Source organism: Feifania hominis (assembly GCF_014384765.1).
Classification (GTDB): Bacteria; Bacillota; Clostridia; order Oscillospirales; family Feifaniaceae; genus Feifania; species Feifania hominis.
On the sequence record NZ_JACRSP010000001.1, the window covers coordinates 390,329 to 405,111 of the forward strand.

Consider the following 14,783-nt stretch of genomic DNA (forward strand, 5'->3'; position numbering starts at 1 on the left):
GATATTGCAGTGATCTCACTGTAGAAAGGAGACGGGGTATTTGACGGCCAAAACAACTGTATTTCCCCCGGCGGGCCAGACCGATCTTGACTGCCTGCCGCTGGGAATTGCATACGCTCCGTATCAGAAGTGGCGGGACATCTACGATCCAGCTGTAGCGCTCAAGCGAGGTACACTCTTTTTTGAGCTCGATCTGCCGTTTGCCGGAAAGGGGGTTCTGCCGTCATGACTGACAAGAACACTCTTTTGCGGCAAATTGATGAAGTCAGCTTTGTGCTTGACGAGGTACGGCTGTTTCTCGACACTCACCCGAATGATCCCGGTGCTCTGACAAAATACCAGGCCTGCCGCACTGTGCGTACACAGGCAATTGCAACCTATGAGAATCTCTACGGCCCGCTGCGCGCAAATGGTGTGCAGCCAAATAGCTGTTGGAGCTGGATTGATGGGCCCTGGCCCTGGGAGGTGTAACCATATGGACTTATGAGAAGAGACTTCAGTATCCGGTTCGGATTCTCCGGCCGAATCCACGCCTTGCAAAGGCGATCATCTCTCAGTTTGGTGGTCCGGACGGTGAGCTGTCCGCGTCGATGCGCTATCTCTCGCAGCGCTATTCTATGCCATACAACGAAGTAAAGGGACTTCTTACAGATATTGGTACGGAAGAACTTGCCCATATGGAGATTGTGTGTGCTATTGTTCACCAGTTGACCAAAAATCTGACACCAGAACAGATTAAGCAGCAGGGTTTTGACGACTACTATGTTGACCACACTGTCGGTCTCTGGCCGACTGCAGCGGCAGGAATTCCCCATAATGCTTTGACCTACGCTTCAAAGGGCGATGCCATCACTGATTTGACTGAGGATATGGCAGCCGAGCAGAAAGCGCGTACCACCTATGACAACATTCTGCGCCTGACTGATGACCCGGATGTTGCAGACGTGATCAAGTTCCTGCGCCAGCGGGAAATCGTTCACCATCAGCGCTTTGGCGAGGGACTGCGCATTGTGCAGGACAAACTGGATTCACGCAACTTCTATCTCACCAATCCCGAATTTGACTGACCGACACAAGAAAAGAGCCGCCCCTCGGGGCGGCTCTTTTTTATACTCAACAAGGAGAAAATGTGCCATGCCTCACGAGGAACTCTTGTTCCAAATCACCAGATTGTTACATCTCACCGGTGTCATCGGAGAAGCGCAACATACGATAGCCGACACCAATATGGGTTTGGATGTATTTCGGCTGGGAGGGAACGGGCTCGATTTTTTTGCGCAGTGTGGCCATAAAGACGCGCAGCGACGGGGTATCGTCCGGCAGAGCATTGCCCCAAATTTCCTTTAAAATAAAATTGTGCGTTAGAACCTTGCCGACGTTTTTTGAGAGCAGACACAGAAGTTTGTACTCAATCGGTGTCAGATGCACTTCTCTTCCGTCGACATAGGCACATCCGGCGGCATAGTCAATTTTCAGGCCGCCATTTTGAAACACACTGTCCGCATCGTTCGGCGCACTGTCATAGCGCAGGCGGCGCAGTGCCACGCGCAGGCGCGCGAGCAGCTCGTCCACGCTGAAAGGCTTTGTCAGATAGTCGTCGGCCCCTGCGTCAAGCGCGCTGATTTTGTCACTGTCCTCGCTGCGGGCACTGACTACGATAATGGGCACATTGGACCAGGAGCGAATTTTTTTTATGATCTCGACGCCATCCATATCGGGCAGACCGAGGTCGAGGATGATGATGTCCGGCTTGTGGGAGACGGCCTCGAGTATCGAGGCGCCGCCAGTGCCGGCAGTGTGGTACTGGTAGCCCTGCATCTCAAGCGTTGTGGTGATGAGATTGCGGATTGCTCTGTCGTCTTCTACGACAAGAATCAGCGGCTTATTCATTGCAGATGACCTCCTCAGCTTGTAGGGTAAAGGAAAAGACAGCACCATGCGGGCTGTTGTCCCGCACGATGATATCGCCGCCGTGGGCCTGGACGATGGAGCGGCACAGGGAGAGCCCAAGACCGAGTCCCCGGCGGCCGTCTGCCTGCGGGTTCTCAGCAGTGTAAAACATATCGAAGAGCTTGCTCTTGTCGCTGTCCGGCACACCGGGGCCATCGTCGGCAATTTCAACGACAACCTCGCTGCCCTCGCGGCGGGCGCTGAGCTCGATGTGAGACTCTGGCGGCGTGTATTTGACGGCGTTGTTGACAATGTTGATGATAACCTGAACAATGAGCCTCGCGTCGATTTTCGCCATAAGCAGGTCATCGGACAGGCGAACACTGATGTGGTGTTCATGTGCGCGGCGGTCAATGTGTCGAAGCGCCTCCTGGATAACCTCGTCGAGCAACTCCGGCTTGAGCTGTAGACTGATTGAACCATCTTCCATGCGGGTGACGGCAAGCAGATTTTCCACGAGATTGATCAGCCACATGGCGTCGTCGTAGATGTCGGCGTAAAGACGCTGCCTGTGCGTCTCGTCAAGTACTTGTGAATTTTGCATGAGCACGCCGGCGTTACCGGATATACTCGTTAAGGGCGTGCGCAGATCGTGGGAGATGGCGCGCAGAAGATTGGCGCGAAGCTGCTCTCTCTGTGCCTGCAGGGCAATTTCATTTTTTGTTTCACGCTCCTGCTCTTTTTCGAGGGCAAGACCGCATTCGGCAAGCATGGCGAGCAGCAGGCTGCGCTCAAACGTATCGATATCGCGCCCCTCATCCATGACGATTCCGATGACGGCAAAGACCCGATCATGCCCTCTGACTGCGAGATAGAGACATTTGGCTCCCGGCAGAGTGCCGGTAGTGGCGCCGGCGTGCTTGTTGTTTTGAAGCACCCACTGCGCGACGGCACGTTCATCTTGCCCGAGATAGGCCTGAAGTGTCTGCTCTTTTTCAAGTGGGAACGAAAGTGCGGATGCAAGAGCCCCTTGCACTACCGGGTAGAGTAAAATACTGCGATCGAGGAGTTTCTGCACCTGGCGCGCACAGCGCATGAAAATTTCATCCCGGCTTCCTGCACGCTGGAGCATTTGACTGGTCTCAAGGAGAACTTCCGTGCGGTGGGCTTTCAGCGCAGCCTGTCGGGCTTGCCGTTTGACACGAGTCGTCAGCGAGCTGACAGTCAGAGCGGCGACAAACATGATGAGAAAAGTCACAAGATAACTGGCGTCATAGGCTTCAAAAGAAAAGCGGGGAGCGGTGAAAAAATAATTGAAGACAGAGACGCTCACCAGGGAGAACAGCACGCTGTAAAAGCGGCCCTGTGTCACAATAGCAGTAAAGAGCACGCCGAGCAGATAGGTGATAATAATGTTGGCATCGCGAATGCCCAGCTGATAAAACCAGAGGCCGATGAGCGAGCAGCCTGCCAGAAGAGCGAGAGTTTTCAGCAAATCTCCGGCGCTGAGCTTCAGATGCCCCAGAGGCTTCTGGAGCTTTCCGTGAAAGGGGGGCTGGGTATCGGGTATGATATAAATATCTATATTGGGATTGAGGGCGGTCAAACGATCGATGAAGTTGTTTTTGGGAGCCAGCAGGGAACGCCTGTTGTTTGAACGACCGATGACAATTTTGGAAACACCGCTGGCTCTGGTATACTCTGAAATCTGACTGGGCACATCATCGCCGTAAACCGTTGCAATGCGCGCGCCGAGCTGTTCGGCCAGCTTGAGGTTGCGCCGCAGATTTTCCCGGTTTGCGCTGCTGAGCTCATGTGTTCCGGGCGTCTCAACGAAGAGCGCGGTAAAACTGCCGTGAAACGCGTCGGCAAGCCGGGCGGCAGTTCGGATGACCTTGGCATTGGAGGGAGAGCTGGAAAGACAGATCATAATATGCTCATCGGCAAATCCGGCTTCTCCCTCGCCATGCTGCTTTGTTCGGGTGAGACGGTCGGCGGTGCGCCGCAGAGCAATTTCACGCAGAGCGGCCAAATTTCCCCTTGTAAAAAAGTGTCCCAGTGCCTGTCTGGCCTGTGTGGGGCGGTAGATTTTCCCCTCGCTGAGTCGTTTGATCAGATCATCCGGCTCAATATCCACCAGTTCCACTTGGTCAGCGCTGTCAAAAACACTGTCCGGTATCCGCTCACGAACAGTGATGCCTGTGATGGAGGCAATGATGTCATTGAGACTTTCAATGTGCTGCACGTTGACGGTAGTAAAGACATCAATCCCGGCGCGCAAAAGCTCCTCAATATCCTGATAGCGCTTGGTGTGGCGGCAGGTCTCGGCGTTTGTATGGGCCAATTCATCCACCAGGATTAACGAGGGGTGCCTCGCGAGCGCTGCATCAAGATCAAACTCCCTGAGATCCAGGCCGCGGTAGTGAATCTCCTGAGGGGGAAGCTGTTCGAGCCCCTCAAGGAGAGCGAGGGTCTCAGGGCGTGTGTGCGGCTCAATATAGCCGGCGACAACGTCAATCCCGGCGGCTTTGGCAGCACGGGCGGCCTCAAGCATGGCAAATGTTTTGCCGACGCCGGCGGCATAGCCGAAAAAGATTTTGAGCCTGCCGCGCTTTTCTGCGTCGTTGCCTCTGTGGATCTGACGTAGAAGCGACCCGGGACTCGGGCGTTTTTCATCCATATTGCCGGTCCTCCAACTCTGTTACTTCATTCAGTATACAACGCTTCAGATGATGACTGTGTTATGATTGTCCCCCGATGTATTAAGATTATATAAAGACCGACTTGAGAATACAAGAATTACGCTGCCTGGCGGCGGGGGCGAACCGGCCTTTTTATTATGAAAGGAATCCTGCGGCGTTGTTGACGTTGTGACGGGGACTATGTTATATTATTATCACGAAACAGCCAAAGGCAGGGGAAGAGTATGGCCAAAGAACTGGCAAAGACCTACGACCCGTCACAGGTCGAGGACAAGCACTATAAAAACTGGGAGCAAAAGGGGTATTTTCACGCGGATGTACACAGTGAGAAACCGCCTTTTTCTATTGTCATCCCGCCGCCCAATGTCACCGGGCAGCTCCACATGGGCCACGCCATCGACGACACCATTCAGGACATTCTGATCCGCTACAAGAAGCTGCAGGGCTTTGAGGCGCTGTGGGTGCCGGGTATGGACCACGCGGGCATTGCGACGCAGATCAAGGTGGAGGAGATGCTGCGCGTCGAAGAGGGAAAGACGCGCTACGATCTCGGCCGCGAGGAGTTTCTGCGCCGCGTGTGGGAGTGGAAAGAGCAGTACGGCGGGCGTATTGTCAGACAGCTGCGCCGACTCGGCGCGGCCTGCGACTGGCAGCGTGAGCGCTTCACCATGGACGAGGGGTGCTCGCGGGCGGTGCGCGAGGTCTTTGTCAACCTCTACAACAAGGGGCTGATCTACCGCGGCTACCGCATCATCAACTGGTGCCCGCACTGCATCACCGCCCTTTCAGACGCCGAGGTGGAGTACGAGGAGCAGGAGGGGAACCTCTGGCACATCCGCTACCCGCTCGCGGATGGAAGCGGCGACGTGGTTGTTGCGACGACGCGCCCCGAGACCATGCTGGGCGACTCCGGCATTGCGGTGAGCCCGGAGGATGAGCGCTACGCCCATCTGATCGGCAAGAGCGCCGTTTTGCCGCTGGTGGGCCGCGAGATTCCGATCTTTGCCGACGAGTACGTCGACAAGTCCTTTGGCACGGGCTGCGTCAAGGTGACGCCTTGCCACGACCCGAACGACTATGAGATGGGTCTGCGCCACGATCTCGAGCAGATTCTCGTGATCGACGACTACGGTAAGATCAACGAAAACGGCGGCGTCTATGAGGGACTTGAGCGCTATGAGGCGCGCAGGAGAATTGTCGCCGACCTTGAGGAGCAGGGCTACCTTGTCAAAATCGAGAAGCATGTCCACAACGTCGGCCAGTGCTACCGCTGCGGCACCACGGTGGAGCCGCTCGCATCGCGGCAGTGGTTTGTCAAGATGAAGCCCCTTGCGGAGCCTGCCATTGACGTGGTCAAGAGCAAAGAGGTCAACTTTGTCCCTGAGCGCTTTGAGAAAATCTATCTCAACTGGATGGAGAATGTGCGCGACTGGTGCATCTCCCGCCAGCTCTGGTGGGGGCACCGCATCCCGGCTTTCTACTGCGACGACTGCGGGGAGATGACGGTTGCAAAAGAGGATGTAACGGTCTGCCCGAAGTGCGGCTCGCACCATGTCAGGCAGGAGGAGGATGTGCTCGATACCTGGTTCTCCTCGGCGCTGTGGCCCTTTTCGACGCTCGGCTGGCCCGACCGGACCGAGGACCTTGCGAAGTTTTATCCCACATCGGTACTTGTGACCGCCTATGACATCATTTTCTTCTGGGTGGCGCGCATGATCTTCTCGGGTCTCGAGCACATGGGCGAAAAGCCGTTTTCCGATGTGTTCATTCACGGCCTGATCCGCGACGCGCAGGGCCGCAAGATGTCGAAGTCCCTCGGCAATGGCATCGACCCGCTCGAGGTCATTGAGCAGTACGGCGCGGACGCCCTGCGCTTCGCGCTGGTCACGGGCAATTCGCCCGGCAACGACACGCGCTTCTCGAAAGAGAAAGTGGAGAGCGCGCGCAACTTTGCCAACAAGCTCTGGAATGCCTCGCGCTTTGTGCTGATGAATCTGACGATCACCCGCTGCGAGCTGCCCGATGAGCTGGAGCTTGAGGACCGCTGGATTCTCTCCCGGTACAACGACGTCGTGCGCGAAGTCACCGACAACCTCGACCACTACGAGATCGGCGTTGCCGTCTCCAAGCTCTACGACTTCCTGTGGGACGACTTCTGCGACTGGTACATCGAGCTTGCAAAGCTGCGTCTGTTTGAGAGCAACCCGAATGAGGCGACCCGACGGAGCGCCCAGCAGGTGCTGTGCTATGTGCTCTCGAACACGCTGAAGCTCCTGCACCCGGTTATGCCCTTTATCACGGAGGAGATCTACCTGACGCTGCCGCATGCGTGTGAGTCGATCATGCTCGAGCAGTGGCCGCGCTACAGCGAATCGCTCCACTTTGCGCAGGAGCAGACGCGCATGGAGCGGGTGATGGAGGCCATCAAGGCCATCCGCAACCGCCGCAGCGAGATGAACGTGCCGCCGTCGAAAAAGGCGAAAGTCTACATTGAGACCGAGGACGCCGAGACGTTTCGGCGCGGGGCGGCATTCTTTGAGCGCCTGGCGTCGGCCTCTGAAATTGAGATCGGCAGCCACTTTGAGCTGGAGGGCGCGGTGTCCATCGTCACGGACGGTGCGCGCATCTTCATTCCGCTCGATGAGCTCGTCGACAGGGAGAAAGAGCTTGCGCGCCTGGCGAAAGAGAAAAAGGAACTCGAGGGCGAGCTTGCGCGCATTCAGGCGAAGCTGCAAAACGAGGGCTTTTTGAAAAAGGCGCCGGCGGCGCTCGTCGATGCCGAGCGGGAAAAACAGAACAAGGTGCAGGATATGCTCGAAAAGCTCGAGCAGAGCATCCGGGCCTTTGACCGCTAAACAGATAGGGCGCACACCGCGGCGCTCAAACAGGGGAGAAGAGGGTTTGTACTATGACGTATGAAGAGGCTTTGGAGATCATTCACGGTACCGAGCGCTTCGGCATCAAGCCGGGCCTTGCGCGCATCGAGCGGCTGCTGGAGCGCCTCGGAAGTCCGCACCGGCAGCTCAAATTCATCCACATCGCCGGCACCAACGGCAAGGGCTCGGTCACGGCGACCATTGCGGGCGTTCTGCGTGAGGCGGGCTACCGCACCGGCATGTACATATCACCGTTTATTGAGGAATTTCGCGAGCGCATCTCCATCAACGGGGAGATGATTCCCGAGCAGGATCTCGCCGACCTCTTCGAGCGCGTCCATCTGGAGGATCAGGCCATGAAGCGCGAGGATGGCATGGAGTGCTCGGAGTTCGAGCTTGTGACGGCCGTTGCCATGCTCTACTATCTGCGCGAACACTGCGACATCGTGGTATTGGAGACGGGTCTCGGCGGGCGCTTTGATGCGACAAACGTCATCGACACGCCGCTGTGCTCGGTCATCATGTCGATCTCTCTCGATCATACGGAGTATCTCGGCGACACCATAGACAAGATCGCCTGCGAGAAAGCCGGCATCATCAAAGAGGGCGGCCACACCGTTCTCTACCCGATTCAGCTCGCCGATACCTACCGCGTCGTTCAGGACAGGGCCGCCGAGATGCACAACACCCTCGTCGTACCCGACACCACCAAGATCAACATCACCAAAGACAGCCTCGACGGCGTGGAGTTTGACTACACCGGACTGCACGTCACGCTCGGCATGCTCGGGGAGCATCAGATCTACAACACCGTCACGGCGCTGGAGGCGCTGCGCATTGTAAAGGAAAAGGGCTTTCCAGTGTCGAAGGAGCAGCTCCTTGAGGGTATCCGAAAGGTGCGCTTTATGGGGCGCTTTGAAATCTGCGCGCGAGAGCCGCTGATTGTATTGGACGGCGGGCACAATGTCTCGGGTATCAAGACACTCACCAAATCGATCAAAAACTACATCCGCCCGAGCATCAAGGGCCGCCTCTATGTCATCATGGGCATTCTGCGCGACAAGGAGTACAAAAAGTGCATTTCGTCGGTCGCGAAGCTCTGCGACAGCTTTGTAGCGGTTGCGCCGGACAGCGCGCGCATGCTCGACCCGAAGATCGGTGCGAAGATCGCCGGGGTCTACTGTGACGATGTGCGAAGCTGCAAATATGCGCCGCAGGCGCTCGACAGCGTGCTCAAAAAGGCGACAGCGGACGACGCCATCGTCGTGTGCGGGTCGCTGTATCTGCTCGGCGGGGTGCGCCGGCATATCCGGGAGCTCTCGGGCGTCAAAAAGCTCATCTGATTTGACATTATTAGACGAACCTGTTCGACGCAATGAAACAAAATAATCAGCAGGGAAACGCTATGATGGAACTTGATTCCATCATAGCGTTTTTTGTTTATGAAATTTGCGCAGGGGGGAAAGATCATCCATGCAGGTTACCATCACAACAGAGGCGGACAAGCTCAATGTCGTCATCCACGGCGAAATCGACCACCACAGCGTCACAGAGCTTCGCGACAGTGTGGACGGGCAGATTTTGCAGTCGCGCCCGCAGACCATCCGGCTCGACTTTTCCGGCGTCACGTTTATGGACAGCTCGGGCATCGGCTTTATCATGGGCCGCTACAAGCTCGCGCGCGAATACGGCGGCCGGGTCGTTGTCGCAGGGACCGGTAAAAAGACCAGAACCATTCTGGAAATGGCGGGCCTGGCCCGGTATGTGACCATATTATAGAGAGGTGCGAAACGATGAAAGCGATCAATGAGATCAAAGTACAGTTCCCGTCAAAATCCGTAAACGAGGGATTTGCGCGCGCCGTTGTCTCGTCTTTTGCGGCCCAGCTCGACCCGACCATCGACGAGCTGGCCGATATCAAGACCGCTGTGTCCGAGGGTGTCACAAACGCCATTGTACACGGCTACCGCCGCGAGAGCGGCATTATCACGATCACGGCGCGCCTCTATGAAGACCGGCGCATTCAGCTCACCATCCGCGACCGCGGCTGCGGCATTGCCGACGTCCACAAGGCCATGGAGCCCTGCTACACCACGGCTCCCGAGGAGGAGCGCTCGGGCATGGGCTTCACCATCATGCAGACCTTTATGGACAAGCTTCGGGTCACATCAAAGCCCGGGTGGGGCACACGGGTGGTCATGGAGAAGTACATAGGCAAAAGGGAGAATTGACATGGCGGCGACGACCCAGGGCACGTATGGGCGTGAGCTGCTGCGCCGTGCCAAGGGCGGTGACCGGGCGGCGGTAGAGGAATTTGTCAGGGAGAACTTCGGCCTGGTACACATGGCGGTCAAGCGATTTACCGGCCGCGGCGTCGAGTATGACGATCTCTTCCAAATCGGGTGCATGGGGCTCTACAAGGCCCTGTCAAACTTCGATCTCGAGCAGGGCGTCATGTTCTCCACCTATGCGGTGCCGGTCATTCTCGGCGAACTCAAGCGCTACTTTCGCGACAACGGGCCGATCAAGCTCTCGCGCAGCATCAAGGACAGCGCCGGCAAAATCGCCCGCGCACGCGAACGGCTCTGTGCGAGCCTGCTGCGTGAGCCGACGGTGCAGGAGCTCGCGCAGGAGACCGAAATGGCGGTTGACGAGCTCGTTCTGGCGCTTGACGCGACAAGGCCCGTGCTCTCGCTGAGCCAGAGCATGGGGGAGGGCGACGGCGAGATGAACCTGCTCGATCTCTGCGGCGACGACCACACTGACGAGGTGATTGACGCCATCGCAGTGCGCGAGGCGGTGCGCGAGCTCAAGGAGCGCGAGCGGCGGGTGGTGGAGATGCGCTTTTACCGCAACATGACCCAGATGCAGGTCGCGTCGGTACTCGGCATTTCGCAGGTTCAGGTGTCGCGAATCGAAAAGGCGGTGCTCGCCAAAATACGCGAGTCGATTCTGTCGGAGAGTTAGAGCAGGGCGGGCGGCAAATGCCGCCCGCCCTGATTTTCAAACAGGCGCCGGTATGGTACAATATAGGGCAGGGAATGACACAGGGGGGATTTTTGTGCCTGAAATCATCGCGCGGCGCCAGTTTGACCCGCTCTACATCTGGCTGGATCTCATTTTTCTCGCGGTTTTGCTGGCGCTTTTGCTCTACCGGAAAAAATACATGACCGTGGCGGTCGGCGTCTTCTTCGGGCTTGTCTACATGGCTGTGGACTATGGTATCTTCCATCTGATGCTGCACACGCGCAGCATCCAAAACGGCTACAGCATGTTCTGGGTGCTGCTCTGGATGTCGATGAGCTTCGGCTTTACAAACTTTGTCTTCATCTGGCTGTGGCTCTCGCGGGATACGCATCTCGTCGAGTGGTCGGTGCTGATTTTGAGCTGGTGGGTCTGCTGCCCGCTGATCAGCGGCAGCTTTGGCCGCGCGGCGGCGCCCATTGTCATCGAGCGCACGACCGGAGCCTATCACGGGGCGATGGCGGCCATGCTCTTTGTGGGGTATCTGGGGCTCGTCATCTGGAATCTCACAAGGGCCGACCGCGAGAGCCGGGTCAACATCCTCTGGCTGCTCGCCATCGGCATTCTGGTGCAGTTCGGCTGGGAGGCGGGGCTTCTCATCGGCGGTGTGCGCAGCGCGGGCTTCGCGTCGCCGGCGGACAAGTTCGCAACGCTTGTGGTAAACTCTCTGCTCGAGACCAACCTCGGCATGCCCTATGTCTACTTTCTCTTTCTGGCCTACTCGCGCCGCTTCACGGAGCGTATGCGAAAAAGGCGCACTGCGCTGTCTTTGCAGGAGCGCATCCGGGAGAACAACGCCCAGCGCCTCTTCGGGGGCGGCTGTGAGTTCCTCGGGGACTGACGGTGGCCCCGCGGCTCGTGCCGCGGGGCTTTTTTACCGGTGTAAATTCCGGTGTGCGCCTGTTTGCATTTGGAGCGATTTCCTGTATAATAAACTTTGATTGTAAAACCGCAAGGCTTTGAGAGGAAGAGCATGGAAGAATTAAAAGAGCGCTATCTGCGCGTAAAAAAGAGAATCTTAGACCAGGAGTTTTCCCGTATGAACGCGCGCCAGCGCGAGGCCATTTTCAGCGGCAGAGGTCCGCTTTTGATTCTTGCCGGCGCCGGCTCCGGCAAGACGACGGTCATCGTCAACCGGATTGCCTATCTGCTCAAATACGGCGACACCTACCACTGCGAGGAGCTGCCGTTCGGGCTGACCGAATTTGACGTCGATCTGCTCGAGGAGTATCTGCAAAACCCGAATCCGGCCTTTGCCGAGCGGGTGAGCGAGCTGATTGCAAACCGCCCCGTCTCACCGTGGAGCATTCTTGCGATCACCTTTACCAACAAGGCCGCAAACGAGCTCAAGGAGCGCCTGATCGGCACCGTCGGCGAGAGCGCGAACGACATCTGGGCAAACACCTTTCACGGGGCCTGCGCGAAGATGCTGCGCCGCGACATTGAGCGCCTCGGGTACACGCGCGACTTCACGGTCTACGACACCGACGACCAGAAGCGCCTGATCAAAGAGTGCACCAAGATGTTAAACCTCAACGAGAAGAACTATCCGGTCTATCAGGTTTTGTCGGTGATCGGCCGGGCAAAGGACAAGCTGCTCTCGCCGGGCGAGTTTGCAGAGAGCGCCAAAAGCGACTACCGTCTGTCGAAGATCGCTTCGATTTACAAGCTCTACCAGCAGCGCCTCGAGGCGGCAAACGCCCTCGACTTTGACGATATGATTCGCCTGACCGTCAAGCTCCTGGCGGAGTGTGACGACGTGCGCGAGTACTACCAGAAAAAGTTTCAGTACATTCTGTGCGACGAGTATCAGGACACGAACTATGCCCAGTATGCGCTGGTGTCGCTGCTCGCGGAGCAGCATCGAAATCTCACTGTGGTGGGTGACGACGACCAGAGTATCTACAAGTTTCGCGGCGCGACCATTGAGAATATTTTGAGTTTTGAAGAGCAGTACAAAGAGGCGAAGACCATCCGCCTTGAGCAGAACTACCGCTCCACGCAGGTGATACTCGACGCGGCGAACCAGACCATCAAGCACAACGTCGGCCGAAAGGGCAAGACTCTCTGGACCGAGAATCCGGGCGGGGAGAAGATCAAGGTCTTCAAGGCAAAGGACGAGTACGCCGAGGGTGTCTTCATCGCCGAGAAGATACTCGACGAGGTGGTACGCTACGGCAAAAACTACCGCGATTTTGCCGTTCTCTACCGCGCAAACGCCCAGTCGAGCGCCATTGAAACGGCGCTGCAGCGCTCGGGCATCGCCTACAAGCTCTTCGGCGGCTACAAGTTCTACGAGCGCAAGGAGGTCAAGGACGTGATCTCCTACCTCGGAGTGCTGTGCAACAGGCAGGACGACCTGCGGCTCAAGCGCATCATCAACGAGCCAAAGCGCGGCATCGGCGACACGACGGTGGATGTCGTCGAGGCGCTGGCGGTCTCGAGCTCGCGGTGCATGTACGACGTGCTCGCCGAGTGCGGCGAGTATGAGCAGCTCGCGCGCAGCCGCGAGAAGCTCACGGCGTTCTACAGTATGATGGAGGAGCTGCGCGCCAAGCGCGACCTGATGGCGCCCTCTCTCTTTGCAAGCGAGGTGCTCTCCCGCACGGGCTATATGGAATTCATCATCGCGCAGGACAAGGCCGACGGCCGCGAGCGCGCACAGAACATCGAGACGCTGCTCGCCAACATCCAAAACTACGAGGAGAACGCCGAGGCGCCGTCGCTGACCGGCTTCATGGAGGAGGCGTCTCTCGCGACCGACTGGGAGACCCAGAGCGAGGATGGGCAGTATGTGTCGCTTCTGACCATACACAGCGCAAAGGGACTGGAGTTCCCGGTTGTGTTTCTCGCGGGGATGGAGGAAGAGGTCTTCCCGTCCTCCATGGCCATGCAGAACCCCGATGAGATTGAGGAGGAGCGCAGGCTCTGCTACGTGGCGATCACCCGCGCAAAACAGAGGCTCTATCTCTCTTATGCGGCGAACCGACGTACCTACCAGGGGCTTCGCATGCACTTCCCATCGCGCTTTCTCAAGGAGATGCCGACGGAGTATCTCGACATTCTCAATCAACCGGAGCCCGTACACACCTACGCTGCGGCGGGTACAGCCGCTAAGGCGCCGAAGAACCCCATTTACAACTACCGGGCGGGCAGTTCGCTCTTGAGCGGCAAAAAGGCGCCTGAGCCGACAGGGGAGGAGTACCGCGTCGGCGACACGGTGCAGCACGCTGCGTTCGGGCAGGGCGTCGTTCTCATGGCCAAAAAGATGGGCGGCGACTGGATGCTCGAGATTGCCTTTGAGAAGACGGGTACCAAGAAGCTCATGGCCAATTACGCCAAGCTCACAAAGCCGCAGGCGAATTGACGCAGAGACACGATAATGATAAAATTAATGGGTTAGAGACCAACCAGACGGAGGAGCCATGTTCGTATCAGACCAGTGGAAAGACTATGAGATACTTGACACCAGCTCGGGCGAAAAGCTCGAGCGCTTCGGCGCGTACCGGCTCATCCGGCCCGATCCCCAGATCATCTGGGACACGCAGCGCGACCCGGCGCTCTGGAATCGGGAGATTGCCGCGCGCTACGAGCGCTCCTCTTCGGGCGGCGGCCACTGGGAGATCAATCATCTGCCGAAGAGCTGGCAGATCGGCTACCGGGATTTGGTCTTTCAACTCAAACCAATGAATTTCAAGCACACCGGTATCTTTCCCGAGCAGGCCGTCAACTGGGACTACTGCCGCGGGCGCATTGAGTCCGCAGGCCGGCCGGTGAGTGTCTTGAATCTCTTTGCCTACACGGGCGCCGCGAGCGTGGCCTGCGCAAAGGCGGGCGCCTCGGTCTGCCACGTCGACGCCTCGCGCGGCATGGTCGACTGGGCGAAAGAAAACGCCCGCGCAAACGGACTTTCAGACGCGCCGATACGCTATATCGTCGACGACTGCAAGAAATTTGTCGAGCGGGAGATCCGCCGCGGCCGCCGCTACGACGCCATCATCATGGACCCGCCGTCCTACGGGCGCGGGCCATCGGGTGAGATCTGGAAGCTCGAGGAGAGTCTCTGCGGCTTTTTGCGCCTGTGTACGCAGGTGCTGTGCGACGAGCCGCTTTTTGTGCTGCTCAACTCCTACACCACGGGGCTGTCGCCCAAGGTGATGGAGTATCTGTGCGGCGTGAGCTTTGAGGAACGCTTTGGCGGGCGCTGCCGCGCCGGTGAGCTGGGACTGCCCGTGACAAAGACCGGAAAGATTCTGCCCTGCGGGGCAACTGTGATATGGGAGCGTTGACT

Annotated in this window: 13 protein-coding genes; 11 read left to right on the forward strand and 2 right to left on the reverse strand. The window is 57.7% G+C overall.

Going from position 1 to position 14,783, the window contains the following annotated elements; genetic code table 11:
- Positions 1 to 40 precede the first annotated feature (40 nt).
- Genes H8695_RS01845 through H8695_RS01855 form a run of 3 tightly spaced genes read left to right on the forward strand, consistent with a single transcriptional unit; the run spans position 41 to position 1,067 of the window.
- Complete coding sequence (locus tag H8695_RS01845) at positions 41 to 229, forward strand: spore coat associated protein CotJA (protein WP_249299172.1); 189 nt, start codon at positions 41 to 43, stop codon at positions 227 to 229.
- Complete coding sequence (locus tag H8695_RS01850; RefSeq protein WP_249299173.1) at positions 226 to 471, forward strand: spore coat protein CotJB; 246 nt, start codon at positions 226 to 228, stop codon at positions 469 to 471. Before H8695_RS01845 ends, H8695_RS01850 begins: the two co-directional genes overlap by 4 nt.
- A gap of 2 nt (positions 472 to 473) precedes the next feature.
- Positions 474 to 1,067 carry a manganese catalase family protein gene (locus tag H8695_RS01855; RefSeq protein WP_249299495.1) on the forward strand — a complete coding sequence of 198 codons (594 nt, stop codon included), beginning with the start codon at positions 474 to 476 and terminating at the stop codon, positions 1,065 to 1,067.
- Positions 1,068 to 1,173: 106 nt separating this feature from the next.
- Here the strand turns inward: H8695_RS01855 and H8695_RS01860 are convergent, their stop codons facing one another.
- Both H8695_RS01860 and H8695_RS01865 read right to left on the reverse strand, forming a co-directional pair.
- Positions 1,174 to 1,890 carry a response regulator gene (locus tag H8695_RS01860; protein WP_249299174.1) on the reverse strand — a complete coding sequence of 239 codons (717 nt, stop codon included), beginning with the start codon at positions 1,888 to 1,890 and terminating at the stop codon, positions 1,174 to 1,176.
- Positions 1,883 to 4,570, reverse strand: coding sequence for a sensor histidine kinase (locus tag H8695_RS01865; RefSeq protein ID WP_249299175.1), 2,688 nt, complete (start codon positions 4,568 to 4,570; stop codon positions 1,883 to 1,885). The genes H8695_RS01860 and H8695_RS01865 overlap by 8 nt, the downstream gene beginning before the upstream one ends.
- Positions 4,571 to 4,816: 246 nt before the next feature.
- Between H8695_RS01865 and H8695_RS01870 the strand changes: the two genes are divergently transcribed.
- The 8 genes from H8695_RS01870 (at position 4,817) to H8695_RS01905 (ending at position 14,781) form a co-directional block, all read left to right on the forward strand.
- Positions 4,817 to 7,447, forward strand: coding sequence for a valine--tRNA ligase (locus tag H8695_RS01870; RefSeq protein WP_249299176.1), 2,631 nt, complete (start codon positions 4,817 to 4,819; stop codon positions 7,445 to 7,447).
- Positions 7,448 to 7,500: 53 nt separating this feature from the next.
- On the forward strand, positions 7,501 to 8,811 hold the full coding sequence (locus H8695_RS01875; protein WP_249299177.1) for a bifunctional folylpolyglutamate synthase/dihydrofolate synthase: 1,311 nt from the start codon (positions 7,501 to 7,503) through the stop codon (positions 8,809 to 8,811).
- Between the two features lie 130 nt (positions 8,812 to 8,941).
- The gene (locus H8695_RS01880; RefSeq protein ID WP_249299178.1) at positions 8,942 to 9,247 is read left to right on the forward strand and encodes an STAS domain-containing protein; all 306 of its coding nucleotides are present in this window, start codon (positions 8,942 to 8,944) and stop codon (positions 9,245 to 9,247) included.
- Positions 9,248 to 9,261: 14 nt separating this feature from the next.
- Complete coding sequence (spoIIAB, locus tag H8695_RS01885; RefSeq protein WP_249299179.1) at positions 9,262 to 9,699, forward strand: anti-sigma F factor; 438 nt, start codon at positions 9,262 to 9,264, stop codon at positions 9,697 to 9,699.
- 1 nt (position 9,700) lies between these two features.
- Positions 9,701 to 10,435 carry a SigB/SigF/SigG family RNA polymerase sigma factor gene (locus H8695_RS01890; RefSeq protein ID WP_249299180.1) on the forward strand — a complete coding sequence of 245 codons (735 nt, stop codon included), beginning with the start codon at positions 9,701 to 9,703 and terminating at the stop codon, positions 10,433 to 10,435.
- A gap of 94 nt (positions 10,436 to 10,529) precedes the next feature.
- Positions 10,530 to 11,333: a hypothetical protein gene (locus tag H8695_RS01895; protein WP_249299181.1), complete on the forward strand. Its 804-nt coding sequence runs from the start codon at positions 10,530 to 10,532 to the stop codon at positions 11,331 to 11,333.
- A 132-nt stretch (positions 11,334 to 11,465) separates the two neighbouring features.
- Positions 11,466 to 13,859 carry an ATP-dependent helicase gene (locus tag H8695_RS01900; RefSeq protein ID WP_249299182.1) on the forward strand — a complete coding sequence of 798 codons (2,394 nt, stop codon included), beginning with the start codon at positions 11,466 to 11,468 and terminating at the stop codon, positions 13,857 to 13,859.
- 58 nt (positions 13,860 to 13,917) lie between these two features.
- A complete protein-coding gene (locus H8695_RS01905; RefSeq protein ID WP_249299183.1) occupies positions 13,918 to 14,781 on the forward strand; it encodes a class I SAM-dependent methyltransferase in 864 nt (287 codons plus the stop codon).
- Positions 14,782 to 14,783 lie beyond the last annotated feature (2 nt).

What these genes read in the sequence shown, in the direction of transcription:
- H8695_RS01865 (WP_249299175.1), bottom strand. Translation starts at nt 4,570, where the DNA reads ATGGATGAAAAACGCCCGAGTCCCGGGTCGCTTCTACGTCAGATCCAC.
- H8695_RS01890 (WP_249299180.1), top strand. Translation starts at nt 9,701, where the DNA reads ATGGCGGCGACGACCCAGGGCACGTATGGGCGTGAGCTGCTGCGCCGT.
- H8695_RS01870 (WP_249299176.1), top strand. Translation starts at nt 4,817, where the DNA reads ATGGCCAAAGAACTGGCAAAGACCTACGACCCGTCACAGGTCGAGGAC.
- H8695_RS01875 (WP_249299177.1), top strand. Translation starts at nt 7,501, where the DNA reads ATGACGTATGAAGAGGCTTTGGAGATCATTCACGGTACCGAGCGCTTC.
- H8695_RS01860 (WP_249299174.1), bottom strand. Translation starts at nt 1,890, where the DNA reads ATGAATAAGCCGCTGATTCTTGTCGTAGAAGACGACAGAGCAATCCGC.
- H8695_RS01880 (WP_249299178.1), top strand. Translation starts at nt 8,942, where the DNA reads ATGCAGGTTACCATCACAACAGAGGCGGACAAGCTCAATGTCGTCATC.
- H8695_RS01850 (WP_249299173.1), top strand. Translation starts at nt 226, where the DNA reads ATGACTGACAAGAACACTCTTTTGCGGCAAATTGATGAAGTCAGCTTT.
- H8695_RS01900 (WP_249299182.1), top strand. Translation starts at nt 11,466, where the DNA reads ATGGAAGAATTAAAAGAGCGCTATCTGCGCGTAAAAAAGAGAATCTTA.
- spoIIAB (WP_249299179.1), top strand. Translation starts at nt 9,262, where the DNA reads ATGAAAGCGATCAATGAGATCAAAGTACAGTTCCCGTCAAAATCCGTA.
- H8695_RS01905 (WP_249299183.1), top strand. Translation starts at nt 13,918, where the DNA reads ATGTTCGTATCAGACCAGTGGAAAGACTATGAGATACTTGACACCAGC.